Raw genomic sequence first — 23,116 nt, 5'->3', positions numbered from 1 at the left:
ATGCATGGTCATTTCATCCCGGGGACAAAACTCACTGCGCGTGTCGGCGCCGGTGCCTACGGTGCTGCTCATGGCCAGACTGCGCTTCGAAATCTACCTCCAGCACCTCCAGCGTGAGTCCGCCCGGTTCCGAGACGTCCTGGCCGGCTGCGACCCGGCCGCCGCGGTTCCGAGCTGCCCGGACTGGGACGCGGCCGACCTGTTGTGGCACCTGGGCACCGTGCAGCACTTCTGGGCCACGATCCTGGACCGGCGCCCCCAGGGTCCGGACGACTACGCGGAGCCACCCCGGCCGGGTCGGCACGGCGAGGTGCTGGAGTTCTTCGACTCCGGCTCCGCCCGGCTGGTCGCGGCGATGACCGGTGCCGATCCGGTCGAGGAGGCCTGGACCTGGTCGACGGACCACACCGTCGGCTTCATCGTCCGTCGCCAGGCGCACGAGGCACTGATCCACCGGCTCGACGCCGAGCTCGCCGCGGGCCGGGTCACCCCCCTCGACGCCGTGCTCGCCGCCGACGGCGTCGAGGAGGCCCTGGACGTGATGTTCGGTGGGCAGCCACCGTGGGGCGAGTTCACCCCTCAGGAGCGCTACGTCCGGGTCGAGTGCACCGACACCGGCGACGCCACCTGGGTGCAGCTCGGGCACTTCCGCGGCACCGGACCGGACGGCACCGTCCACGACGGTGCCGACCTCCGGGTCGTGCCGGCCCGCTCCGCGCCGGCACTGGCGACCGTCAGCGGGCCGGCGGCCGCCCTGGACGCCTGGCTGTGGCACCGCGGCGACGACGGCGAGATCGGGGTCGAGGGTGACCGGTCGGCGTACGCGGACTTCCGAGCGTGCGTGGACGTCCCGATCGAGTGACGCCCGGGCGTCAGGCCAAGACGTCAGGCCAAGACGTCAGGCCGAGCCGAGCAGGCCGTCGGTCGCCTCGGCGAGCCGGACCGCCAGCGCGGACGTGGACGTGGCCGCGAAGGTGTCGCTGATGTGGCTCCCCCCGCGGTAGACGAGGACGTTCCCGATCACCGGCGGACAGTGCACGTCGTCGGGGCACAGGACCGGCGACATGTCGACCACCTTCACCTCGGGCACCCGCTTCGCCGCCTCGAGCTGCCGCATGGCCCCGGACTTCGGGGTGCCGTTCTCCTTGAGGGCCACGCACCGGGTCAGGTCCTCGAGGTTCTCCTGGACGCAGTCGGGCACCGTCGCGCTCACCGGCAGCGGCGTGTCGAGGATCGTGACCACCTCGATGCCGGCCGAAACCAGGCGCTCCCAGTACTCCACCAAGCCGTCGACCATCGCCGCCGGCTCGTAGTCGTCCTCCGAACTCCCGCCCGGGGGCAGCGACCTGCTGTGGCGGGTGACCGTCAGGACGAGGTCCGGCTTCATCTTCTCGATGGTGCTCAACGCCTTCGGCTGCCACTCGTCGCAGGACGGGTTGCGGTGGTTGTCCACCAGCAGGGTCGAGGCGGCGAAGGGACAGCCGTTCTTCGCGATCACGACCAGTCGCCAGCCCTCCTGCTCCGCGATGTTGCGGACCGGGGTGAACCACTGCGCGGCCTTGGAGTCGCCGACCAGCACGACGGTGCGGGCGGCGTCCGGGTCGCCGTACTCGCACGTCTCGAAGCGAGCGGTGTCCCGCTTGACGACGCAGCCGTTGGTGTTGATCCCGGGATAGTCGGTGTAGGCCTCCAGCGGCGAGGGTCGGAGCACGTCGACGGACTTCAGCGCGGCCCAGTCGGTGTCGGCGTACCGGGGGTCCTGCAGCGCGAGCGCGCCGGGCGACTCGTCCGCCGAGGCCTCGTCGACCGTGTCGACCAGGGAGAAGGAGGCCACCAGGGCGAAGCCGGCGACCATCGAGACGACCATCGCCCCGGCCCCGGCCAGCAGCGCGGGGCGCGGCAGGGCGAAGCGGGGCGAACGCCGGAACGGGGTCTCCACGAAGCGGTACGACAGCCACGCCGGCACGACCGACACCAGGACGACCAGCAGGTCCTGACGGACCCGCAGGTCCCCCCAGATGCCCTCGGCCGCGATCAGGAACGGCCAGTGCCACAGGTAGAGCGAGTACGACAGTCCGCCGATCCACACCGCCGGCCTGATGCCCAGCAGCCGGCCCACACCCCACCGGGCGGCGACGCCGCCACCCGCCAGGATCGCCGCCGCGGTGCCGAGGACCGGCAACAGGGTCGCCGTGCCGGGCCACACCGTCGTGGCGTCCAGCTCGAGAACGCTGTAGGCCACGAGCGCGAGCCCGACCCAGCCCAGGACTCCACGCAGCGCTGCCGGCAGGCGTACCAGCGTCGGGAACCCGATCGCCAGCAGCGCGCCGACCCCGAGCTCCCAGATCCGGGTCGTGGAGACGAAGAAGGCCAGGCCGGGCTGGTCGACGGAGTACGACAGGGTGAAGACGAAGGAGGCCACCGAGACCGCCGCGATCCCGACCAGCAGGGCCGGTCGCCAGCGCGCCCGGAACACCGCGACCAGGGCGGCGATCAGCAGCGGCCAGACGACGTAGAACTGCTCCTCGACGGCCAGCGACCAGTAGTGCTGCACCGGGGAGGCGCCGACGTTCTCGGCCAGGTAGTCGACCTCGCGCGCCCCGAGGCGCCAGTTCACGACGTAGAGGGCCGCCGAGACGATGTCACCGCCGAAGTCCTTGCGGCTGTTGACCGGCAGGCAGACCAGCGCGACCACGGCGCTGAACACCAGCACCACGGCGCTCGCCGGCAGCAGCCGCCGCGCACGCCGGGCCCAGAAGTCGGCCAGGCCGAGTCGTCCCTGCCGCTCGACCTCGCGCACCATCAGCGAGGTGATCAGGAACCCGGAGATCACGAAGAAGACGTCGACCCCGACGTAGCCACCCGGCACCCAGGCCAGTCCTGCGTGGTAGATCAGCACCGACAGCACGGCCACCGCGCGCAGGCCCTCGATGTCGGGCCGGAATCCCCGAGAGGGACCGTGGGTCGGCTGGCGGTCGGTCACGGCACTCACTGCCCCAACACTAATCGCGCCCGCTCGTCCTCGCGAAACCGCTGCGCCATTCCTGCCGCGACCTAGGATGGGGCGTTGTGCCGCCGATGAGCGAGGCACCGACCAACCGACCTCCATCGGAGCCTCCTCATGACCGCACCCTCACGCACCCGGCCCGTCGCGTCCCTCATCGCAGGCACCGTCCTTGCCCTCGGCGCCACCCTGCTGGCCACACCCGCCGACGCCCACCAGGCACCCGCCGAGCGGCGCAACGCCAACCCCACCGGCACCGCCTCCGGCAGCGCGCGCAACGGCACCGGCAACCTCAAGGTCCACCTGGCCGCCACCAACGACGGGCGGATCAAGGTGACCTGGGAGCGCTCCCGGCGCGTCGCCGGGTTCAAGCGGGTCGCGGTGCAGGTCAGCCCGAGCCGCAAGATGAACGTGAAGGTGAAGTCCTACCGGGTCAGCCGCAAGCGCCGCACTCTCGTCGTACGGCATGCGTTCGGGGCCGTGCCGGCCTCCGGCAACTACTCCTTCGTGAAGGTCGTCGGCTACCGCCGCGACGGCTCGAAGACGGCGAGCCCGGCGAAGTGGATCCAGGCCCCGATCACCGCTCCGTGCACCGCCGCCGCCCAGGACCAGGTCACCGTCGCGGCCTTCAACGTGCGCAGCTGGGCCGCCGACCGGCACCTCGGCCCGACGCTGAACTGGACGCTCCGCGGCGACAACGCGGTCTCCGAGATCCTCCGCAGCGGCGCGCACGCCCTGGCCATCCAGGAGGCCAGCGGCTCCGAGCGCCTCGAGTTCGGGTCCCGGCCCCAGCGGCGCTGGATCCTGGACCGGCTCAACGAGGTGGACCCCGATCCCGCGGCCACCTGGGTCGACGCCCTCGATGACGAGGCCTACCGCCCGCCCAAGGGCCGCCGGCCCGGCCTGGTCGGCACCCGGGTGTTCTACGACGCGAGCAAGTTCCGCAAGCTCGACTCGGGTCTCGAGCGGATCGTCGACCCCGCGTTCAACAAGGACTCGCTGATCGCGTGGGCCCGGCTGCAGTCCGTCAGCGGCGACCAGGCGCCGTTCGTCCTCACCTCCAATCACCTCCGGGTGGGCGTCGTCGGCAGCCGGAAGGAGTGGGAGATCCGGGCCCGCCAGGTGAACCAGACGATCGCCATCCTGCGCAGCCTGCAGAGCCGCTTCGGCAACCAGGTGATCCTGGGCGGCGACCTGAACTCGACCGCCAACACGCTGCCCTACAACAACGTCCACCAGGCCCTGATGAACGCCGGCTTCTACGACGCCTACGCCACCACGAGCATCGTGGGCGGGCAGTACCCCACCACCCAGGACTCGAAGTTCCCGGTGTACCGCACCCCTCTGCGGCGCGACTACCTCCTGAGCCTGGGCCAGGCGAAGGGCTCCTGCGGCTATCGCAACCAGACCTACCACAGCCGCGCGCAGATCGCCTCGGACCACTTCCTGCAGGTCGCGACCCTTCCGCTGCCGCCCCTCGGCTGAGCGGGAGCACCACCCGGGGGGTGAAGGCGGCGTGAAGGCGCCGTGAAACCGGGCCGCCCCACCCTGGTGGCATGACCTCACTCCCCACCGACCTGGCGGTCCACGCGACCGGCCTGGTCAAGACCTTCGGCACCCAGCGCGCCGTCGACGGCATCGATCTCGAGGTACGCCGCGGCGAGGTGTTCGGCGTCCTCGGGCCCAACGGCGCCGGCAAGACCACGATGATCCGGATGCTGGCGACCCTGCTGCCGATCGACGGCGGCTCGGCCTCGATCTTCGGCGTCGACGTCCGCGAGCACCCGCACATGATCCGCCAGCTCGTCGGCGTCACCGGGCAGTACGCGTCGGTCGACGAGGACCTGACCGCCCGGGAGAACCTCTGGCTCTTCGGTCGGCTCCAGGGCCTGTCCTCCAAGCCGTCGCGGAGCACCGCCGACGACCTGCTCGGCAGGTTCGGTCTCGAGGATGCGGCCGACCGCCCCATCAAGCACTTCTCCGGCGGCATGCGCCGACGGCTCGACCTGGCGGCGTCCCTGATCACCCGGCCGCCGCTGATCTTCCTCGACGAGCCGACCACCGGCCTCGACCCGCGCACCCGCGGTCAGATGTGGGACACCATCCGCGCCCTGGTCGCGGAGGGCTGCACGGTGCTGCTCACCACCCAGTACCTCGACGAGGCCGACCAGCTCGCCGACCGGATCGCGGTCATCGACCACGGCCGCAAGGTCGCCGAGGGCACCCCCGACGAGCTCAAGAGCCAGGTCGGCTCCTCCACGCTGCAGCTGCGGCTGGCCGACCCCGCGGGGACGGACGCCGCCGGCGCCGTCGTCCGACGGGTCGTGGGTGAGCACGCCGTACCGACTCCGGAGGCGGGCGGCCTGAACGTCCCGCTGGCCGATGCGAACCTGGCCGCCGACGTGCTCATCGGGCTGCGCGAGGCGGGCCTGTCGATCCTGGCCGCGACCGTCCAGAAGCCGACCCTCGACGAGGTCTTCCTGGCCCTGACCGGCTCCCCCACCCACGACGACCAGCTGGAGACCGCGCGATGACCACCCTGCTCCCCGCCCCGACCGCCGCGTCGTACGACCTCCGCGAGCGCGAGCTCGCGACCCGGGTCTCCGTGCCCGACACCATCCGGCAGACCCGGGCGATGGCCTGGCGCTCGTGGACGAAGATGCTGCGCAATCCCGAGCAGTTCTTCGACGTCATCATCCAGCCGCTGCTCTTCACGGCGATGTTCGCCTACGTCTTCGGTGGAGCCATCTCCGGCGACGTGGCGAGCTACCTGCCGCTGCTGATCCCCGGCATCCTGGCCCAGACGACCCTCACCGTCTGCATGGCCACGGGCGTCCAGCTGCGCGAGGACATGGACAAGGGCGTCTTCGACCGGTTCAAGTCGCTGCCGATGGCCCGGATCGCCCCGCTGGCCGGCCCGATGGTCGCGGACCTGTCGCGGTACACGATCGCGACCGGACTGACCATCCTCACCGGCCTGGTGATGGGCTACCGCCCCGGAGGCGGAGTCGTCGGGGTGCTCGCCGGCGCGCTGCTGACCATCGTCGCCGGCTGGTCGCTGGCCTGGATCTTCACCTGGCTCGGCACCATCGCCAAGACCGCTCGCAGCGTGCAGGCCATCTCGATGATGATCATGTTCCCGCTGACGTTCCTGTCGAACGCGTTCGTCCCGGCCGAGACGCTGCCGAGCGGGCTGCGGGCGTTCGTGAACGTCAACCCGGTCTCGCACGTGGTGACCGCGGTCCGCGACCTGCTCAACGACGGCCAGGTCACCGCGGAGGTCGGCTGGGCCCTGCTCGGATGCGCGATCGTGGTCGCGGTGTTCGCCCCGCTCGCGGTGCGGAGCTACTCGCGGAAGATGTGAGCCTCAGCCGAGCTGCGCGACGAGGCGTCGTACGTCGTCGCGCAGCTCGTGGGGCCGACGCTCGCCGAGCGCCGCCCGCGCCGCCGCCAGCGCGCCGGGGACCAGGTCCTCGGCGCACTGTGCGGCGTACGCCCAGTCCAGGCTCGGCAGCATCCGGTTGTAGGCGAACCGGTCCGCCGCGACCAGCAGCTCGACCGCGTGCGGCCCGACGCCTTCCGGGCGGGTGAGGTCCCACAGCCCGAGCGCGTAGACCACCGAGCCGATGACCGGGTAGTCGAGGTGCGGCGCCCCGGCGTCCAGGGTGGCCAGGCACCGCTCGCGCAGGTCGTGCTGCAGGGCGACCGCGTGGTCGCGCTGCCCGTGCCGGAGGTGCGCACACAGCGCCGCCGCGCTCGGGAAGAGCACCCACGGCGAGACCGAGGCGGGCACCGACCCGGGGACAGGACGGTGGGCGAGCTCCGCGATACCGGTGCGGTACGACGCCAGCCCGTCGGCCACCCGCCCCCGGGCGAGGGCGATCTCCGCCCGCCCGCACAGCACCACGAGTGAGCCGCCCATCAGCGACTCCGCACCGCCGTCCGCGGCGATCTCCTCGATGATCTGCTCGGCCTCATCGGTCCGTCCCTCGCGCAGCGCCGCCACGGCGAAGACCGCCCGGGCCTGCCCGGCGTCCTCCCGGGCCCCCAGCGCGACCAGATCCGGCAGCGCCTCGGCGGCCAGGCGAGACGCCTCGGTGAGGTCACCGGCGGCCAGGGCCAGGCCCGACAGCTGCGCCGTGGTCAGGGCCCGGCCCCAGGGACCGTCCGCGGCGTCCCACATCCGCAGGGCCCGCTCGCCGCGCTCGCGGGCCAGCCGGATCTCCCCGGCGTTCTCGTAGATCTGGCAGGCCCACTGCAACGCGATCCGGGCGACGTAGGGGTCGGGGTCGTCGCACAGCGTCTCGAGGACCTCCTGGTCGTCCTCGGCCCCGCCGCTCAGCAGCAGGGCGCGGACCAGGCCGGCGACCTGGGGCTGGGTGCCGGGACCGAGCTCGGCCAGCCGGTCCATCGCGAGCGCGGAGACCTCGGCGGCGAAGATCATCGAGTTCACGACGACAGCGGACAGGACCGCCCGCAGGATGTCGTGCCGGTCCTCGGGCAGCGCGGCGCCGTGGAGCAGCTCCTCGACGGCCGGGGCCATCGCGACGACCTTCAGGTGGGCGCCCTCGACCGACCAGAACCCCATCAGCGCGGCGGCCAGCTGCACCACCGCCTCGGCGTCGCGATCGGCGAGCGAGCGGCGCAGGACGTCGACGAGGTTGCCCTCCTCGGCGCGGAGGGCCGCCATCATCGCGACCTGGCCGCGCGTGAACAGCCGGGGCGCGAGCTCCTCGGCGAAACCGGCCGCCCAGCCCCGCAGCCTCGCCTCCACCGCAGCCTGCTCCCCCGACTCGACGAGCCGCAGCCGGCCGAACTCCCGCACCGTCTCGAGCAGGCGGTAGCGGAGCTCCTCGCCCTCGTGCACGGTGACCAGCGACTGCTCGACCAGACGGGCGACCAGGTCGAGTGCCTCGACCGACCCGACCACGGCGGTCGCGCCGTCGATGCCGAAGCCGTCGCGGAAGACCGACAGCCGGCGCAGCGCCGCCCGCTCGGCCTCGGGGAGCAGGGCCCAGGACCAGTCGATGACCGCCAGCAGGGTTTGGTGCCGCTCGGGCGCGTCCCGGCTGCCTCCGCGCAGCAGCGCGAACCGGTCGTCGAGCCGGCGGGTGATCTCTGCGACCGACATCGCCCGGACCCGCGCCGCGGCGAGCTCGACGGCCAGCGGCAGCCCGTCGAGGCGCTCCACGAGGGCACGAACCTCCACGTCGTCGAGGCGTACGCCGGGGCGCGCGGCCGTGGCCCGCTCGCGGAACAGCTCGATCGCGTCGTCAGCGCCGAGCTGGGGCAGCAGGTAGACCCGCTCCGCGGCCAGCCCCAGCGGCGCCCGGGTCGTCGTGACCACGCTCAGGTGCGGGGTCCGGGCCAGCAGCAGCGCGACCAGGTCGGCCACCGCGTCGACGACGTGCTCGCAGTTGTCGAGGACCAGCAGCGACGGCGTGGTCCCGATGCGGTCGACGATGCGCCCGAGCAGGTCGGTGCGCCGGGCCGACTCGTGGGCGCGGACGACGTAGGAGTCGCGCACGCCCAGGGTGTCGCCGATCTCGGCGGCGACCCCGTCCGGCGAGGTGACGCCGACCAGCTCGACGAAGTGCACGGTCGGCTGATCGGCCAGCCGCCCGAGCAGGTGGGCGAGCCGGGTCTTGCCCAGACCGCCGGGCCCGACGATCGAGACCAGCCGCGAGGACCGGGTCATCCCGACCAGGGCGGCGACATCGTCGTCACGGCCGATCAGCCGCGAGGCGTCGTACCGGAGTCCCTCGCGGACGGGGTGGTCGCGGACCAGCAGCTCGGCGTGCAGGCTCTGCAGATCGGGGCCGGGGTCGGTGCCGAGCCGGTCGCGCAGGGCCGCGCGGTGCCGCTCGTAGCGGTCCAGGGCTGCTGCCGCGCCCCGCACCGCCGCCTCGCTGCGCAGCAGCGCCACCAGCAGCGCCTCGTCGCCGGGGGCCTCGGCCACGGCCGCGGTCAGCCCGGGCAGCGCCTCGTCGTGGCGTCCGAGGTCCGAGAGCGCCCGGCCCCGCAGTGCCCGGGCCTCGGCCATCGACGCCCGGGCGCGCTCACGCACGGCTCCCAGCGCGCCGGCGCCGTCAGCCGCCACCGGGACGAGCGCGGCGGCCGCCTCCCGCTCGGCGAGCGCCGGCTGCGCCGCGGCGTACGCCGAGCGGGCGGCCGCGAGGTGCTGCTGCACCGCGAGCGCGTCGACCGCGGCCCCGGGCAGCCCGAGCCGGTAGCCGTGCCCGGCGCGGACCACGACCTCGGGGGCCGATTGGTTGCGGGCCCGGGAGACGACGACCTGGAGCGCCTTGGTCGGGTGCGCAGGCTCGTCGTCGGTGCCCCAGATCTCTGCGACCAGGCTGGTGTCGGAGAGCACCCGTCCCTCGGCGAGCGCCAGCGCCGCGAGCAGCACCTGGGCGCGCTCGCCCGCCACCGGCGACCCGCGCCAGCTCACCGCATCGAGCAGGCGCAGGTCCACCGGTCAGGCCCGCTGGGCGGCGCCGGTCCGTGCCGTGGCCAGCGCGACCGCGGCGTCGCGAGCGGCGGCGACCTCCTCGTCGGTGAGGGTGCGGTCGGCCGCCCGGAAGCGGAGCGCGAAGGCCAGGGACTTGTGCCCCTCGCCGACCTGCTCGCCGGTGTAGACGTCGAAGAGCCGCAGTGACTCCAGCAGCTCGCCGGCGCCCTCGCGCAGCGCTGCCTCCACCGCGGCCGCCGTCGTGGCGTCCGAGACGACCAGGGCGACGTCCTCCTTGGCGACCGGGTAGCCCGAGACCTCGGGTCCGGCCGTCACGTCGACGGCATGGCGCATCAGCAGGTCCAGGTCGATCTCGAGGGCGGCGGACCGGGCCGGCAGCCCGAACGCCTTCGCGACCTTCGGGTGCAGCTCGCCGGCGTGCCCGAGGGGCCGGCCGTCGACCAGCAGCCGCGCGCAGCGACCGGGGTGCCAGGGCATCCGCACGGCCGCCTCGACGACCAGCTCGACCCCGACCTCGCGGGCGAGTCGCCGGGCCAGGCCGATCGCGTCGGCCCAGCCGGACTCCCGACCCTCGCCCCACCAGCCGGCGCGCTCACGCTCGCCGGCCAGCACGGCCGACAGGTGCAGCGGCTGATCGGGCAGGGCGGCGAAGAGCCTGGCCAGCTCGTCGTCGCTGGGACGCGACTCGACGCCGTAGATCGGCGCCGGGCCGTTGTCGACCGGGAAGGCGACCGTGCCGGTCTCGAAGAGCGCCACGCCCGGGGCACCGCGACCGAGGTTGCGGGCCGCCGCCTTCAGCAGTCCGGGCAGCAGGGTCGTGGTGTACGCCGGCTCCTCCGCCGAGAGCGGGTTCGCCAGGCCGACGGTGTGCCGCAGCGGGTCGTCGGCGGTCAGGCCGAGCGCGTCGAAGGTGGCCTCGCCGACGAACGGGAAGCTGACGACCTCCACGCAGCCGGCGCCGGCGAGGGTGCGACCGACGCGGCGGCGCAGCCGCTGCTCGCGGGTCAGCCCGCGACCGGCGGTGGGCGTGGGGACGACCGAGGGCACGGCGTCGTACCCGACGACGCGGGCGACCTCCTCGACCAGGTCGAAGGGGTCGGTCAGGTCGGGGCGCCACGGCGGCGCGGTCGCGGTCAGCCGGTCGCCGTCGACGACGACCGTGCAGCCCACCGCCTCCAGGTCGGCGACCGTCGTCGCGGCGGCGACGTCGATGCCGGTGACCCGCGCGGGCAGGTCCGTCGCCATCTCGATGGTCGTCGGGGCGGGCGGGGTGCCGACCACGGTGACGCCGGGGTGGACGGTGCCGCCACCGTGGGCGACGAGCAGCTCGACGACGCGGTCGGCGGCGGCCTCGCAGATCGTCGGGTCGACGCCCCGCTCGTTGCGCTTGCCGGCCTCGGAGCTGATCTTGTGACGCTTGCCGGTGCGGAACATGGCGGTGGCGTCCCAGTGGGCCGCCTCGACCAGCACCGAGGTGGTGGTCGAGGACATCTCGGTGGTCTCGCCGCCCATCACGCCGCCGAGGCCGATCAGGCCGGAGTCGTCGGTGACGACGAGGTCCTCGGGCGAGAGCTCCCGCTCGGTGCCGTCCAGGGTGGTCAGCCGCTCCCCCGCGCGCGCCCGGCGTACCCGGATCGTGCCCTGCACCTTGTCGGCGTCGTAGCCGTGGATCGGCCGGCCGGTCTCGAGCATGACGTAGTTGGTGACGTCGACGGCCAGCGAGATCGGCCGCATGCCGGCGTGCTGGATCCGCTCGGCCAGCCAGGCGGGCGTGGGCGCGCTCGGGTCGAAGCCGGTCACCTGGCGGGCCACGAAGACCGGGCAACCGACGGCGTCCTCGACCTCCACCGGCCAACCGTCCGCGTTGGCGGCGGGCGTCTCGCGCAGCGCCGGGTCGCGGTACGGCGCGTCGAAGGCCAGCGCGGCGTCGCGGGCGATCCCGCGCAGCGACAGGCCGTAGGCCCGGTCGGGGTTGACCTCGAGCTCGATGACCTCCTCGTCGAGCCCCAGCACGCCGAAGGCGTCCTGGCCGGGCTCACCGGCCCCCTCGGGCAGCACGATGATCCCGTCGTGGTCCTCGCCCAGGCCCAGCTCGCGGGCCGAGCAGATCATGCCGGCGGACAGGTGGCCGTAGGTCTTGCGCGCGGAGATCGAGAAGTCGCCGGGCAGCACGGCGCCCGGCAGCACCACGACGACGAGGTCGCCGGGCGCGAAGTTGTGGGCCCCGCACACGATGCCCTGCGGCTCGCCGGTGCCGTTGGCGTCGGCCACGTCGACGGTGCACCAGTTGATGGTCTTGCCGTTCTTCTGCGGCTCGGGCTCCATCGTCAGGACCCGGCCGACGACCAGCGGGCCGGTGATCGCGTCACCGGCGCGGTCGATCGCCTCCAGCTTGAGGCCGACGTCGGTCAACCGGTCGGTCAGCCGCTCGGTGGTGACGCCGTCCGGCAGGTCGACGTACTCCTCGATCCAGGATCGGGATGCCTTCATGCTCAGATTTCCGTTCCGAAAGCCGTGGTGAAGCGGACGTCGCCCTCGAAGAGCGCGCGCAGGTCGCCGATGCCGTGGCGCACCATCAGGGTGCGGTCGATGCCCATGCCGAAGGCGAAGCCGGTGTAGCGCTCCGGGTCGACGCCGCAGGCGGTCAGCACCCGCGGGTTCACGACGCCGCAGCCGCCCCACTCGATCCACGCCTCGCCGCGGCAGGTGCGGCAGGTGGCGCCGTCGAGGGCACCGGTGCCGCGGCAGACGAAGCAGACCAGGTCGACCTCGGCGGACGGCTCGGTGAAGGGGAAGTACGACGGCCGGAACCGGGTGCTGATGCCCTCGCCGAACATGGTCCGCGCGAACTGGTCGAGGGTGCCCTTCAGGTGGGCCATCGTGATGCCCTCGTCGATGGCCAGCCCCTCGACCTGGTGGAACATCGGGCTGTGGGTGGCGTCGTACTCGTCGGTGCGGAAGACCCGCCCGGGGCAGACGACGTAGATCGGGGGCTGACGGGTCAGCATCGTGCGGGCCTGGACCGGGGAGGTCTGGGTGCGCAGCACGATGCCGCTGTCGGCCGGCTCGGTCCAGAAGGTGTCCTGCATGGTGCGCGCCGGGTGGTCGGGTCCGAGGTTGAGGGCGTCGAAGTTGAGCCACTCGGCCTCGATGACCGGGCCCTCGGCGACCTCCCAGCCCATCGCCACGAAGATGTCGGCGATCCGCTCGGCGCCCGTGGTCAGCGGGTGTCGGGCGCCCGCGGGCACCCGGTCGGTCGGCAGCGTGACGTCGACGGTCTCCTCGACCAGCATCCGCTCCTCGTGCTCGACCTCGAGCACGGCCTGCCGCTCGCCGAGCGCCTTGTTGACCGCCCCGCGCGCCTGGCCGATCCGCTGGCCGGCCTCCTTGCGGGCCTGCGGCGGCAGCGCGCCGATCTCGCGGTTGGCCAGCGCCAGCGGCGACCGGTCACCGGTGTGGTCGATGCGCACCTGCTTGAGCTCGACGAGGTCGGCGGCTCCGGCGATCGCGGCGAGAGCGGCGTCCCGGGCGGCCTCCACCTCCTCGGGCTTCAAGGGAGTGACCTCCACGGGGTCGTAGTCGGTGTTCGGGCCGGACAACTCGGGCCTCTTCTCGTGCGTCAATGTCTGTGTGAATGCCGAGGCGAACCTCACCCGGGAGTGTAGGGAGCCGTCCACCGGACGCGCGAACCGGTTCCCGGCGTACCCACTCGTCCAGCTGGTGCGGTTCGGCTGGCTGGAGCTGCAGTCGTGCGTCTTCGCCGCTGCGGTCTTCGCCGGCCTGCTGGTCTGCTTCGTGGTGCCGCTGCCGCTCGCGTCGTACGACGCGATGCTGGTGTGGTGCGTGGCCGTGACCCTGGGGCTGTGGTGGCTCGGCCTGGAGAGCTGGCGCGAGGTGCTCGTCATCTGCGCCTTCCACCTGCTGGGGCTGGGCCTGGAGCTGTTCAAGGTGCACGTCGGCTCGTGGTCCTACCCGGGCGACGCGCTGACGAAGGTGGCCGGCGTACCGCTCTTCTCGGGCTTCATGTACGCCGCGGTGGGCTCCTACATCTGCCAGGCGTGGCGCCGGCTCCAGCTGCGGGTGAGCCACTACCCCGCCGTGCCGGTGACCCTGGTCGCCGTCGCGATCTACGCGAACTTCTTCACCCACCACTGGGTCGTCGATGCGCGGCTGCCGCTCGCGGTGGTCGGGCTGCTGGTGCTGCGCCGGACCTGGGTGCACTTCACCGTCGGGGGTGCGCGCCACCGGATGCCGTTGGCCCTGGCGTTCCTGCTCATCGGGCTGTTCCTGTGGATCGCGGAGAACCTCGCGACCCTGCTCGACGCCTGGGCCTATCCGGGCCAGGAGCAGGTCTGGCACGTCGTGCACGCCTCGAAGATCGGGGCCTGGGCGCTGCTGGTGACGATGAGCTTCGTGCTGGTGGCGACCGTCAAGAGGTACGAGGGCGTGCTGCACCACGTGAGCGAGGTGCCGGTCAGTCCTGGCGACGGTCCTGCGCCGGCCAGCCGGTGACGATCCGGGCGCCGCCACCGGGGGCGTCGGTGATCAGCACCGTGCCGCCGTGGGCGCGGACCAGGCCGTGCACGATGTAGAGGCCGAGCCCCGAGCCGCCGCGCACCCCGCCCTTCCAGAACTTGGTGAACACCCGGCGGCGCAGCTCGGCCGGGATCCCCTCCCCCTGGTCGTCGACGGTGACCTCGACCCCGGCCCACTCCGCGTCGTCGGGCAGCGCCCGGAGCGCGACGCGGACCGTCCCCTCGCCGTGCCGGACCCCGTTCTCGACCAGGTTGGTGACGACCTGGGTGAACTTGTCGGGGTCGGCGGTGATCTCGGGCAGGCCCGGGCCGACCTCGAGCTCGACGGGGGTGGCGGTGCCGGCCGACACGGACTCCACGATCCGGCGCACCAGCGCCTCCGCGTCGGCGGGCCGCGGGTAGAGCTGCAGCCGGCCGGTGTCGATGCGGGCGACGTCCAGGAGCTCGGCGATCAGCCGACTCAGCCGCTCGGAGTCGGCGTACACGGTGGTGAGCATCAGCTTCTTCTGCTCGTCGTTGAGCTTGTCCCACCGGTTCAGCAGGGCCTGCACGAACCCCTTCACCCCGGTGAGCGGCGAGCGGAGCTCGTGGGCGACGGTCGCGACCAGGTCGGAGCGCTCCCGGTCCAGCCGCGCGCGCCCGCGGCCCGAGCGCATGCTCACCACCACCCCGGAGACCGGCTGGTCCAGCGCCGGGCGGTGGATGCGGGCGGTGACCAGCACCTCGGTGCCGTCCGGCAGCACCCACGACTGCTCGGGCACCCCGGTGCGGGTCGCGAGCCCGTCGTACGGCCGGTTCCAGTCGTACCAGCTGTGGCCGTCGGTGTCCTGAAGGGCCAGCACCTCGCTCAGCTGGCGTCCGGTGGCCGCGTCGGCACGGGTGCCGAGCATGATGGCGGCGGGGACGGAGACCAGGGTGAGCACGCCGTCGGCTCCGGCGACCAGCACCGCGTCCGGGAGCAGATCGGCCAGGGCCTGGGCATCGGTCGGGGGGCGCACGCCGGTCACCCTACGGGCGCCGCGGGTCAGCGGCGCTGGGCGCGGGCGGACGCGTAGAGGCAGAGCGCGGCCGCCGTGGAGAGGTTGAGGCTCTCGGCCCGGCCGTGGATCGGGATCCGGACCCGGTGGTCGGCGAGCGCGGCCAGCTCCTCGGGCAGGCCCCACGCCTCGTTGCCGAACAGCCAGGCGGTCGGGCGGGCGAGCAGCTCGTCGGACTCGAAGAGATCGACCTCGCCCGCACCGTCGGCGGCCAGCACGGTGAGCCCGGCGGCCCGGGCAGCCCGGACCGCGGCGGCGGCGTCCGGCTCGACGGCGACCGGGACGTGGAACAGGCTGCCGACGCTGGCGCGCACGGTCTTGGGGTTGTAGGCGTCCACCGAGCTGCCGGCGAGCACGACCGCGTCGGCACCGGCGGCGTCCGCGCACCGCACGACAGTGCCGGCGTTGCCGGGGTCGCGTACGTCGGCGCAGAGCGCGACCAGGCGGCGCGGGGTCTCCAGGAGGTCGGCCAGCGGCCGGTCCAGGTGGCGGCAGAGCGCCACGACACCGGCGGGCGAGACGCTGTCGCTGAGCGAGGCCAGCGCCCGGTCGTCGACCAGCGTCCACGGCAGGTCACCGGCGACGGCGGCCAGGTCGGCGTACTGCTCGGTGGCGGCGGGGGTCGCGAAGATCTCGACCACGCACCCAGGAACCGACAGGGCGCCCTCGACGGCCTTCGGGCCGTCGGCAAGGAACAGCCGCCGCTCGGTGCGTACCGAACGGCGGCTGAGCTTGCGTGTGTCCTTGAGGCGGGAGTTGCCCGCCGTCAGAGGAGTGCTCAGGCCGAGACCTTGGGCGCGTTGACGTCCTCGGGCAGCGCGGCCTTGGCGACCTCGACGAGCGCGTTGAACGCGGCGACGTCGTTGACGGCCAGCTCGGCGAGGATCTTGCGGTCGACCTCGACACCGGCGAGGCCGAGGCCCTGGATGAACCGGTTGTAGGTCATGCCCTGGGCGCGAGCCGCCGCGTTGATCCGCTGGATCCACAGCTTGCGGAAGTTGCCCTTGTTCTTGCGCCGGTCGTTGTAGCTGTAGACCAGGGAGTGGGTGACCTGCTCCTTGGCCTTGCGGTACAGCCGCGAGCGCTGGCCGCGGTAGCCCGCTGCGCGCTCGAGGGTAGTCCGGCGCTTCTTCTGGGCATTCACTGCCCGCTTGACGCGTGCCACTGTCTTACTCCTTGGTGCTCAAAGTTCAGTTCGGGAGAGCCCCGGTACGGGGGCGAAGCCCCAGCGGGGGCCACGGGGGCGGAGCCCCCTGTGCGTTTAGAGACCCAGCATCTTCTTCGCGCGGGGGACGTCGGCCTTGGCGACCTCGACGGTCCCGGTCAGGCGACGCGTCACCTTCGAGGCCTTCTTCTCGAGGTTGTGGCGCTTGCCGGCCTTCTCGCGAAGGATCTTGCCGGACCCGGTCACGCGGAAACGCTTCCCGGCACCGGAGTGGCTCTTGTTCTTCGGCATCTCTATCTCTCTCTCGTCGTCCTGCCGGCGGCACGGTGGTGCGCCGATGGGATGTCTGGGGGGGTGGAGCGGCTCAGGCCTCGATCTCGGGATCGAGATTCTCGGAGCGACCGCGCTCCTTCTTCTGCGCGACCGGACCTGCGGCGTGCGCGGCGTCGCGCTCGGCCTGCTCCTCGGCCTGGACCGCGGCACGCTCGGCGGCGCGCGACTCCTTGGCGGCCTGGGCGTCGACCTTGGCGTCGGCCTTCTTCTTGTGCGGGCCGAGCACCATGATCATGTTGCGGCCGTCCTGCTTGGGCGAGGACTCCACGAAGCCCAGCTCGGCGACGTCCTCGGACAGCTTCTGCAGCAGCCGGAAGCCGAGCTCGGGGCGGTGCTGCTCGCGGCCACGGAACATGATCGTGATCTTGACCTTGTCGCCGGCCTTGAGGAAGCGCACGACGTGACCCTTCTTGGTCTCGTAGTCGTGCGCGTCGATCTTCGGACGAAGCTTCATCTCCTTGATGATGACGTTCGTCTGGTTCCGACGGGCCTCGCGAGCCTTCTGGGCGTTCTCGTACTTGAACTTCCCGTAGTCCATGAGCTTGCAGACCGGCGGGCGGGCCATGGGCGCGATCTCGACGAGGTCGAGGTCGGCTTCCTGGGCAAGGCGCAGCGCATCGGCCGTCGGCACGATGCCGACGGTCTCGCCGCTGGGTCCAACGAGGCGGACCTCGGAAACCCGGATCCGGTCGTTGATACGAAGCTCGGTGCTGATGTGTCCTCCAGTGGTCAGGTGGCCGGGTGTCTCGCCGTCTCGGGTTGAGGCCCGAAATCAACGAAGGCTTCCGCTGTCACAAGCGGAAGCCAGTCGCGACACGCCACCGCGAGGTGATCGCACCACCGAGGACCGCCACCGGATGACGAGCACCTGGTGGAAACCTTCGGGACCGGACCCGACGACCTGTGCCCCGATGAAGCGTGAGGCGGCGGTCGATGCGGGTGGGAGACGATGTTGCCTGTCCTCCGCTTGATGATCGGCTCCCCACGCCTTGCGGCACGAGGAACTGATCGGTCAACACCCAAGGTTAACCGAACATTCCGGGGGCGGCTAATCGGAGGGGCGCACCCACGCGGGTCGGTCCCCGACCTGGGCCAGCACCCACCCGGCGGCCAGGCCGCGCAGGTCCTCGCCCTCGACCACGAAGCGCACCGGACCGGCCAGGTCGACCACCAGCGCGGCCGCGCCCTCCTGGATGGCCGACTGCGCTGCCAGCTGGCTCAGCACCGGCACCGGCCGGGCGGCCGGGTCCCAGGCGGCCATCGGCTCGACGCCGGTGAAGGCGAGCAGGGCCAGCCTCCCGTCCGCGCCCGTGATCAGCACCGCGGCCATGTCACTCGACTTGTCCCGGGCCAGCCCGTTCTCGTCGACCTCGACCTCGCCGAGCACCGCCACGACCGGAACCAGCAGCCGGCTGCGCTGCAGCGCGGCGATCACCTCGGCGTACGCCCTCGCGTCGCCCGGCGCCGCGTCGTACGCCGCCAGCGCGGCCGCCACCTCGTCGGGCACCGCGCCGGTGTCGTCGGGGTACGCCGGACCCAGCAGCTCCCGACCGGCGCCCTCTGCCTGCTCCATGGGCCCATCCTCTCGCGTGCGTCACCGTGCACAAAACAGGGCCGGGCGCCTTGTGGGAGGCTGGCGGTGTGGACGACGCGAGCTGGGCCGCACTGACCCTGAGCCTGACCGTGCTGGGCGCGATCTGGACCTGGTACGCCTTCCGGCGCCGAGGTGTCGCCTCCGGGATCCGGGGCATCGGGGTGACCCTGCTGCCGCTGGCGGCGTACCTCACGAACACCCTTCGGATGTTCACCCGGATCGTCGACGCGATCGGCGACTGGGTCGGCTCGATGGCGCTGAGCCCGAAGGTCTGGCTCGGCATCGTCGTCGCCGGCGTCGCGGTGGTCGCGTTCGTCGTCGCGCGTGCGATCGACGCCCGCACTGGGGGCCGGCCCGCCGTGCGCAAGGGACGTCGTACGCCGAAGGCCGTGAGCCCGGCGGACCGCGGCGCGCCCGCGGTCCAGGACGACGACCTCGCCGACATCGAGGCACTGCTGCGCAAGCGGGGCATCTCCTGATGCCTGGCGACTCGGCGATCGAGCGCAACCGGCTCTGGGCGCGACTCGACGGCGCCGTCGCCCGGTACGGCGCGCCGCTGCCCACCCCGTTGGCGGTCGTCGACCTCGACGCCTTCGACGCGAACGCCGACGACCTGCTCCGGCGCGCGGCGGGCAAACCGGTCCGGGTCGCCTCGAAGTCCGTCCGGGTGCCCGACCTGCTGCGCCGGGTGCTGGCGCGCGACGGGTTCGAGGGAATCCTCGCCTTCACCGTCCGCGAGGCGCTGTGGCTGGAGGAGCAGGAGGTCACCGACGACCTGGTGGTGGCCTATCCCTCCGTCGACCGCGGGGCCCTCGCCGAGCTGGTCGCGTCGCCCCGGGCCGCCGCCCACATCACGCTCATGGTCGACGACGTCGCCCATCTCGACGTGGTCGACTCCGTGCGCTCCTCCACCGCGGTGCCGATCCGGGTCGCGATCGACGTCGACGCCGGGCTCCGGCTCCGGGGCCGGCACGTCGGGCCCAAGCGATCCCCGCTGCACGACACTCCCCCGGTGCTGGAGCTCGCCCGCACGATCGCGGCCCGGCCGGGCTTCCGGCTCGTCGGGGTGATGACCTACGAAGGTCAGGTCGCCGGACTGCAGGACGTCGTCCCCACCGCGCGGGCGCGCTCGCTGATCGTGCGCGGGCTGAAGACCGCCTCGGTCGCGCAGCTGACCCGCCGACGTCGCGAGGTCGCCGACGCGCTCGCCGAGATCACCGACCTGGAGTTCTGGAACGCCGGCGGCTCGGGGTCGGTGGAGTCCTCGGGCGCCGACCCGGTCGTCACCGAGATCGCCGCCGGCTCCGGGCTGCTGGTGCCGACCCTCTTCGACCACTACCGCTCCTTCGCACCCCGGCCCGCGGCCTTCTTCGGGCTCCCGGTCACCCGGCGGCCCACCGCGGAGATCGCGACCGTGCACGGCGGCGGGCTGGTCGCCTCCGGTCCGGCCGGCCCGGACCGGCTGCCGACGCCCTGGGCGCCGGCCGGACTGGCGCTCACGACGCTCGAGGGCGCCGGCGAGGTGCAGACCCCGCTGGTCGGCAGCACCGCGGGGATGCTGCAGGTCGGCGACCTGGTGTGGTTCCGCCACGCCAAGGCCGGCGAGCTCTTCGAGCACACCACGACCGCACACCTGCTCACCGGCGACGACCTGACCGGTACGGCGACCACCTACCGTGGCCACGGTCTCGCCTTCTGAGGCCGCGCTCCGGCTCGCCCGCGACCGCGCGCCGAGCCTCGGGGCCGGGCGACTGATCTGCGTGGACGGCCCCGCCGGCTCCGGCAAGACCACCCTGGCCGCCGGCATCGCCGCGCTGGCCCCGGGCGCGGTCGTCGTCAACACCGACGAGCTGCTCGACGGCTGGGGCGGACTGCCGACCCTCCCCCCGCGACTCGCGGCGCTCATCGAACCGCTCTCCCGCGGCGCGGACTCGTCGTACCTCCGCTTCGACTGGCACGCCGGGCGGTACGCCGACCGGGTCGAGGTGCCGTGCTCCCCGCTGCTGGTGCTCGAAGGGGTCGGCGCCGGCACCCGGCTGCTGGCGCCGTACCGCACGGTGCTGGTCTGGGTCAGCGCCCCGGACGACCAGCGGCTCCGGCGCGTCGTGGAGCGCGACGGCGCCGGCGTCGAGCCGTACCTGGCCGCCTGGGTCGCCGACGAGACCGAGCACTTCGCAGCGGAGGGCACCCGGCTGGCCGCCGACCTGCACGTCTAGGCCGTGTCTCCAAAGTCCGCGCAGCAGGAAATCCGACTTTGGAGACACGGCCTGGGCCAGGCGGCGGACCTACGGCGGGCGTCGAGGCGCCGAACCATAGGGTGTCCCAATGCTTCCTCCGAGCGGTGACCAGTTCGAGATCGCCGCGGGCGGCTACCGCGCGGTCGTCACCGAGAGCGGCGCCGCGCTGCGGCTGCTGACGTACGGCGGCCGCGCGCTCGTCGACGGCTTCGAGGAGCACGAGACGTCGTACGGCGGTCGCGGCCAGCTGCTGGCGCCGTGGCCCAACCGGGTGCGGGACGGGCGGTACTCCTTCGGCGGTGCCGAGCACCAGCTCGCCCTGACCGAGCCGAAGCGGCACAACGCCTCGCACGGCCTGGCCCGCTGGGTCGCCTGGACCGTCCAGGAGCACACCGCGCACTCGGTCGCCCTCTCCTACCGGCTGATGGCGCAGACCGGCTATCCGTGGACGCTCGACCTGAGCGTGGTCTACGACCTCTCCGCGGACGGGCTGACCGTCACCCAGACGGCCACCAACACCACCGATGCACCCGCGCCGTACGCCAGCGGCGCGCATCCCTACCTCGCCCTCGGCGCCGGCCCGGTCGACGTGCTGGAGCTGACGATGCCGGCCGCCACCCGGCTGCTCACGGACCCCGAGCGGCTGCTCCCGACCGGGCGGGAGGCCGTCGACGGCACGGCGTACGACTTCCGGGTGGCCCGGCCGCTGCGCGCGGTGGCCCTCAACGACACGTTCACCGATCTGGAGCGCGACGACCGCGGGGTGGCGACGACCGTGCTGCGCGACCCGTCCTCCGGGCTCGGTGTCGTGCTGTGGGTCGACGAGCACCACCCGTGGCTGCTGCTCTACACCGCCGACGACGTGCCGGCCACGGCGCGCCGCTCGATCGCGGTGGAGCCGATGACGGCGCCGCCCGACGCGCTGCGCTCCGGTGAGGACCTGGTCATCCTGGGCCCGGCCGGCAGCCCCGACGACGAGCTGTCGGCGACCTGGGGTGTTCGCGACGCTGGTTGACGGTGCCGTGTCAGAAGCTGCGGTGAGAGCTGTCGCTTAGCGCTGCGGCGGTCGCGACATCGTCGGGGTGGGTCAGCGGTTCGGGGGCTGGTCGACCAGGGCCCGGAGCTGGCGTACGGCGCGGCGGGCGCGGTCGCCGTCGGAGCCCTGGATGCCCATCGCCGCCAGCGTGTCGCCGTCGGCGAGGTCGAGCGTGACCCACGGCGCGCCCGGGGGCAGCCGGACCGCGACCACCTCGGCCCAGTCCAGCTCGCGGCGCCGGTAGCCGTTGACGACGACCAGTCGTTCCCGCTCGGCCACCACGCGGGAGCGCACCAGGGCGTTCATCGCAGCGGCGCCGGCCAGCCACAGGAGGACCAGGGTGCCGATCTGGAACACCGTGAAGCGCGCCCGGGTCTCGTCGTCGAAGGCGAACCACGCGGCCAGGAAGAGCGCGAGCAGCAGCGACCCACCGGCGGCGCCGGCGATCCGGGGACCCAGCGGCCGCCAGGTGTGCGGCAGGGACACGGCGACCTCGGGCGCCGGGTCAGAGTCGGCAGGCATCGATCTTGGTCGTCAGAATGCCGCGGGCGCCGATCTCGAACAGCTCGTCCATCAGCCGCTGCGAGCCGTCTCGCGGGACCATCGCGCGGACCGCGACCCAGCCCTCACGGCGCAGCGGCGAGATTGTCGGACCCTCGATCCCCGGCGTCAGCTGCACGGCCGCCGCGACCCGGGACTCCTCGATGTCGTAGTCCATCATCACGAAGCCACGGGCGACGAGCACGCCCTCGAGGCGCCGCTTGAAGACGTCGAATCCGGACGGCACGGATCCGCTGCGGGTCACGAGCACCGCCTCGGACTCCAAGATCGTCTCGCCGAAGACCTCCAGGCCGGCCTGGCGCAGGGTGCTGCCAGTCTCGACGACGTCGGCGATCGCGTCGGCGACCCCGAGCTGGATGCTGGTCTCGACCGCGCCGTCCAGGCGGACCACGCTGGCCTCGATGCCGCGCTCCTCCAAGAAGGCGCGCACGACCCCGACGTACGACGTCGCGATCCGGGCGCCGGACAGCTGGGCGAGGTCGGTGAAGGCACCCTTCGGCCCGGCGAACCGGAACCGGCTGCGCCCGAACCCGAGGCTCAGCGCCTCCTCGGCCTTGGCGCCGGAGTCGAGGAGCAGGTCGCGTCCGGTGACCCCGATGTCGAGGGTGCCCTCGCCGACGTACAGCGCGATGTCGCGCGGGCGCAGGTAGAAGAACTCGACACCGTTCTCGGTGTCGGTCAACGTCAGCTGCTTGGGGTCCTCGCGCTGGCGGTAGCCGGACTCCCGGAGCATCTCGGAGGCGGCCTGGGACAGCGAGCCCTTGTTGGGGATCGCGATGCGGAGCAGGGACATGTCAGGTCTCTCAGAGAGGTGCTCAGAGGTGGGCGTAGACGTCGTCGAGCTCGATGCCGGTCGCGAGCATCAGCACCTGTGCGTGGTAGAGCAGCTGGCTGATCTCCTCGGCCGCCCGCTCGGCGCCCTCGTGCTCGGCCGCCATCCAGGACTCGGCGGCCTCCTCGACCAGCTTCTTGCCGATCGCATGGACGCCGGCCTCGAGCTGCCGCACCGTCCCCGACCCCTCGGGCCTGGTCCGGGCCTTCTCGCTCAGCTCGGCCCACAACTCGTCGAACGTCTTCACAGACGGGAACTCTAGGCCGTCCCACCGACGTCTAGTCGCGCGGGACCGCCGAGTGAGGCGCGG

General features: G+C 72.9%; 22 protein-coding genes. 9 read left to right on the top strand and 13 right to left on the bottom strand.

All coding sequences use genetic code 11. From position 1 onward, the window contains the following. The first annotated feature begins 70 nt into the window (after positions 1-70). Positions 71-862: a maleylpyruvate isomerase family mycothiol-dependent enzyme gene (locus MUB56_RS15255; RefSeq protein WP_244927873.1), complete on the top strand. Its 792-nt coding sequence runs from the start codon at positions 71-73 to the stop codon at positions 860-862. Between the two features lie 36 nt (positions 863-898). Here the strand turns inward: MUB56_RS15255 and MUB56_RS15250 are convergent, their stop codons facing one another. Further along, positions 899-2,992 (bottom strand): acyltransferase family protein, encoded by a 2,094-nt coding sequence (locus MUB56_RS15250; protein ID WP_244927872.1) that lies wholly within the window; start codon positions 2,990-2,992, stop codon positions 899-901. Between the two features lie 129 nt (positions 2,993-3,121). On the opposite strand from MUB56_RS15250, the gene MUB56_RS15245 reads away from it, so the two are divergent. From MUB56_RS15245 to MUB56_RS15235, 3 genes are all read left to right on the top strand, one after another. Further along, the gene (locus MUB56_RS15245) at positions 3,122-4,489 is read left to right on the top strand and encodes a hypothetical protein (RefSeq protein ID WP_244927871.1); all 1,368 of its coding nucleotides are present in this window, start codon (positions 3,122-3,124) and stop codon (positions 4,487-4,489) included. Positions 4,490-4,560: 71 nt separating this feature from the next. Next, on the top strand, positions 4,561-5,538 hold the full coding sequence (locus MUB56_RS15240; RefSeq protein WP_244927870.1) for an ATP-binding cassette domain-containing protein: 978 nt from the start codon (positions 4,561-4,563) through the stop codon (positions 5,536-5,538). Continuing rightward, positions 5,535-6,368 carry an ABC transporter permease gene (locus MUB56_RS15235; protein ID WP_244927869.1) on the top strand — a complete coding sequence of 278 codons (834 nt, stop codon included), beginning with the start codon at positions 5,535-5,537 and terminating at the stop codon, positions 6,366-6,368. The genes MUB56_RS15240 and MUB56_RS15235 overlap by 4 nt, the downstream gene beginning before the upstream one ends. A gap of 3 nt (positions 6,369-6,371) precedes the next feature. Here MUB56_RS15235 and MUB56_RS15230 read toward each other — a convergent pair whose 3' ends face one another. Genes MUB56_RS15230 through pheS form a run of 3 tightly spaced genes read right to left on the bottom strand, consistent with a single transcriptional unit; the run spans position 6,372 to position 13,075 of the window. Continuing rightward, a complete protein-coding gene (locus MUB56_RS15230; RefSeq protein ID WP_244927868.1) occupies positions 6,372-9,479 on the bottom strand; it encodes a BTAD domain-containing putative transcriptional regulator in 3,108 nt (1,035 codons plus the stop codon). A gap of 3 nt (positions 9,480-9,482) precedes the next feature. Continuing rightward, complete coding sequence (pheT, locus tag MUB56_RS15225; protein ID WP_244927867.1) at positions 9,483-11,966, bottom strand: phenylalanine--tRNA ligase subunit beta; 2,484 nt, start codon at positions 11,964-11,966, stop codon at positions 9,483-9,485. Positions 11,967-11,968: 2 nt separating this feature from the next. Continuing rightward, a complete protein-coding gene (gene pheS / locus MUB56_RS15220) occupies positions 11,969-13,075 on the bottom strand; it encodes a phenylalanine--tRNA ligase subunit alpha (protein WP_244927866.1) in 1,107 nt (368 codons plus the stop codon). A 31-nt stretch (positions 13,076-13,106) separates the two neighbouring features. Between pheS and MUB56_RS15215 the strand changes: the two genes are divergently transcribed. Continuing rightward, positions 13,107-13,988, top strand: a complete 882-nt coding sequence (locus MUB56_RS15215; RefSeq protein WP_244927865.1) for a DUF817 domain-containing protein — start codon at positions 13,107-13,109, stop codon at positions 13,986-13,988. Here the strand turns inward: MUB56_RS15215 and MUB56_RS15210 are convergent. The 6 genes from MUB56_RS15210 to MUB56_RS15185 all read right to left on the bottom strand — a co-directional run bounded on the left by MUB56_RS15210 (position 13,951) and on the right by MUB56_RS15185 (position 18,119). After that, positions 13,951-15,009: an ATP-binding protein gene (locus MUB56_RS15210; RefSeq protein ID WP_244927864.1), complete on the bottom strand. Its 1,059-nt coding sequence runs from the start codon at positions 15,007-15,009 to the stop codon at positions 13,951-13,953. The genes MUB56_RS15215 and MUB56_RS15210 overlap by 38 nt on opposite strands. A gap of 26 nt (positions 15,010-15,035) precedes the next feature. Further along, positions 15,036-15,830 (bottom strand): RNA methyltransferase, encoded by a 795-nt coding sequence (locus MUB56_RS15205; RefSeq protein ID WP_244932418.1) that lies wholly within the window; start codon positions 15,828-15,830, stop codon positions 15,036-15,038. After that, entirely contained in the window at positions 15,827-16,213 is a 387-nt protein-coding gene (gene rplT / locus MUB56_RS15200; protein WP_244927863.1) for a 50S ribosomal protein L20, read from the bottom strand. Before rplT ends, MUB56_RS15205 begins: the two co-directional genes overlap by 4 nt. Positions 16,214-16,309: 96 nt before the next feature. Then, a complete protein-coding gene (gene rpmI, locus MUB56_RS15195) occupies positions 16,310-16,504 on the bottom strand; it encodes a 50S ribosomal protein L35 (protein WP_056862815.1) in 195 nt (64 codons plus the stop codon). Between the two features lie 73 nt (positions 16,505-16,577). Continuing rightward, positions 16,578-17,243: a translation initiation factor IF-3 gene (gene infC, locus MUB56_RS15190; RefSeq protein WP_348536729.1), complete on the bottom strand. Its 666-nt coding sequence runs from the start codon at positions 17,241-17,243 to the stop codon at positions 16,578-16,580. 351 nt (positions 17,244-17,594) lie between these two features. Next, a complete protein-coding gene (locus MUB56_RS15185) occupies positions 17,595-18,119 on the bottom strand; it encodes an SseB family protein (protein ID WP_244927862.1) in 525 nt (174 codons plus the stop codon). 68 nt (positions 18,120-18,187) lie between these two features. On the opposite strand from MUB56_RS15185, the gene MUB56_RS15180 reads away from it, so the two are divergent. From MUB56_RS15180 to MUB56_RS15165, 4 genes are all read left to right on the top strand, one after another. After that, on the top strand, positions 18,188-18,619 hold the full coding sequence (locus MUB56_RS15180; protein WP_244927861.1) for a hypothetical protein: 432 nt from the start codon (positions 18,188-18,190) through the stop codon (positions 18,617-18,619). After that, complete coding sequence (locus MUB56_RS15175) at positions 18,619-19,839, top strand: amino acid deaminase/aldolase (protein ID WP_244927860.1); 1,221 nt, start codon at positions 18,619-18,621, stop codon at positions 19,837-19,839. Before MUB56_RS15180 ends, MUB56_RS15175 begins: the two co-directional genes overlap by 1 nt. Then, on the top strand, positions 19,817-20,356 hold the full coding sequence (locus MUB56_RS15170; protein ID WP_244927859.1) for a 4-amino-4-deoxy-L-arabinose transferase: 540 nt from the start codon (positions 19,817-19,819) through the stop codon (positions 20,354-20,356). The genes MUB56_RS15175 and MUB56_RS15170 overlap by 23 nt, the downstream gene beginning before the upstream one ends. Positions 20,357-20,465: 109 nt before the next feature. Continuing rightward, positions 20,466-21,392, top strand: coding sequence for an aldose 1-epimerase family protein (locus tag MUB56_RS15165; RefSeq protein ID WP_244927858.1), 927 nt, complete (start codon positions 20,466-20,468; stop codon positions 21,390-21,392). A gap of 72 nt (positions 21,393-21,464) precedes the next feature. Here the strand turns inward: MUB56_RS15165 and MUB56_RS15160 are convergent, their stop codons facing one another. From MUB56_RS15160 to MUB56_RS15150, 3 genes are read right to left on the bottom strand one after another with little or no spacing between them, the layout of a single operon-like run. Beyond that, positions 21,465-21,935 (bottom strand): PH domain-containing protein, encoded by a 471-nt coding sequence (locus MUB56_RS15160; RefSeq protein WP_244927857.1) that lies wholly within the window; start codon positions 21,933-21,935, stop codon positions 21,465-21,467. Then, positions 21,919-22,767 (bottom strand): ATP phosphoribosyltransferase, encoded by an 849-nt coding sequence (gene hisG / locus MUB56_RS15155; RefSeq protein ID WP_244927856.1) that lies wholly within the window; start codon positions 22,765-22,767, stop codon positions 21,919-21,921. The genes MUB56_RS15160 and hisG overlap by 17 nt, the downstream gene beginning before the upstream one ends. A 22-nt stretch (positions 22,768-22,789) precedes the next feature. Further along, on the bottom strand, positions 22,790-23,053 hold the full coding sequence (locus MUB56_RS15150) for a phosphoribosyl-ATP diphosphatase (protein WP_244927855.1): 264 nt from the start codon (positions 23,051-23,053) through the stop codon (positions 22,790-22,792). Between the last annotated feature and the right edge of the window lie 63 nt (positions 23,054-23,116).

Source organism: Nocardioides sp. W7 (genome assembly GCF_022919075.1).
Taxonomy (GTDB): domain Bacteria; phylum Actinomycetota; class Actinomycetes; order Propionibacteriales; family Nocardioidaceae; genus Nocardioides.
This window is presented reverse-complemented; position numbering and strand designations above follow the sequence as displayed.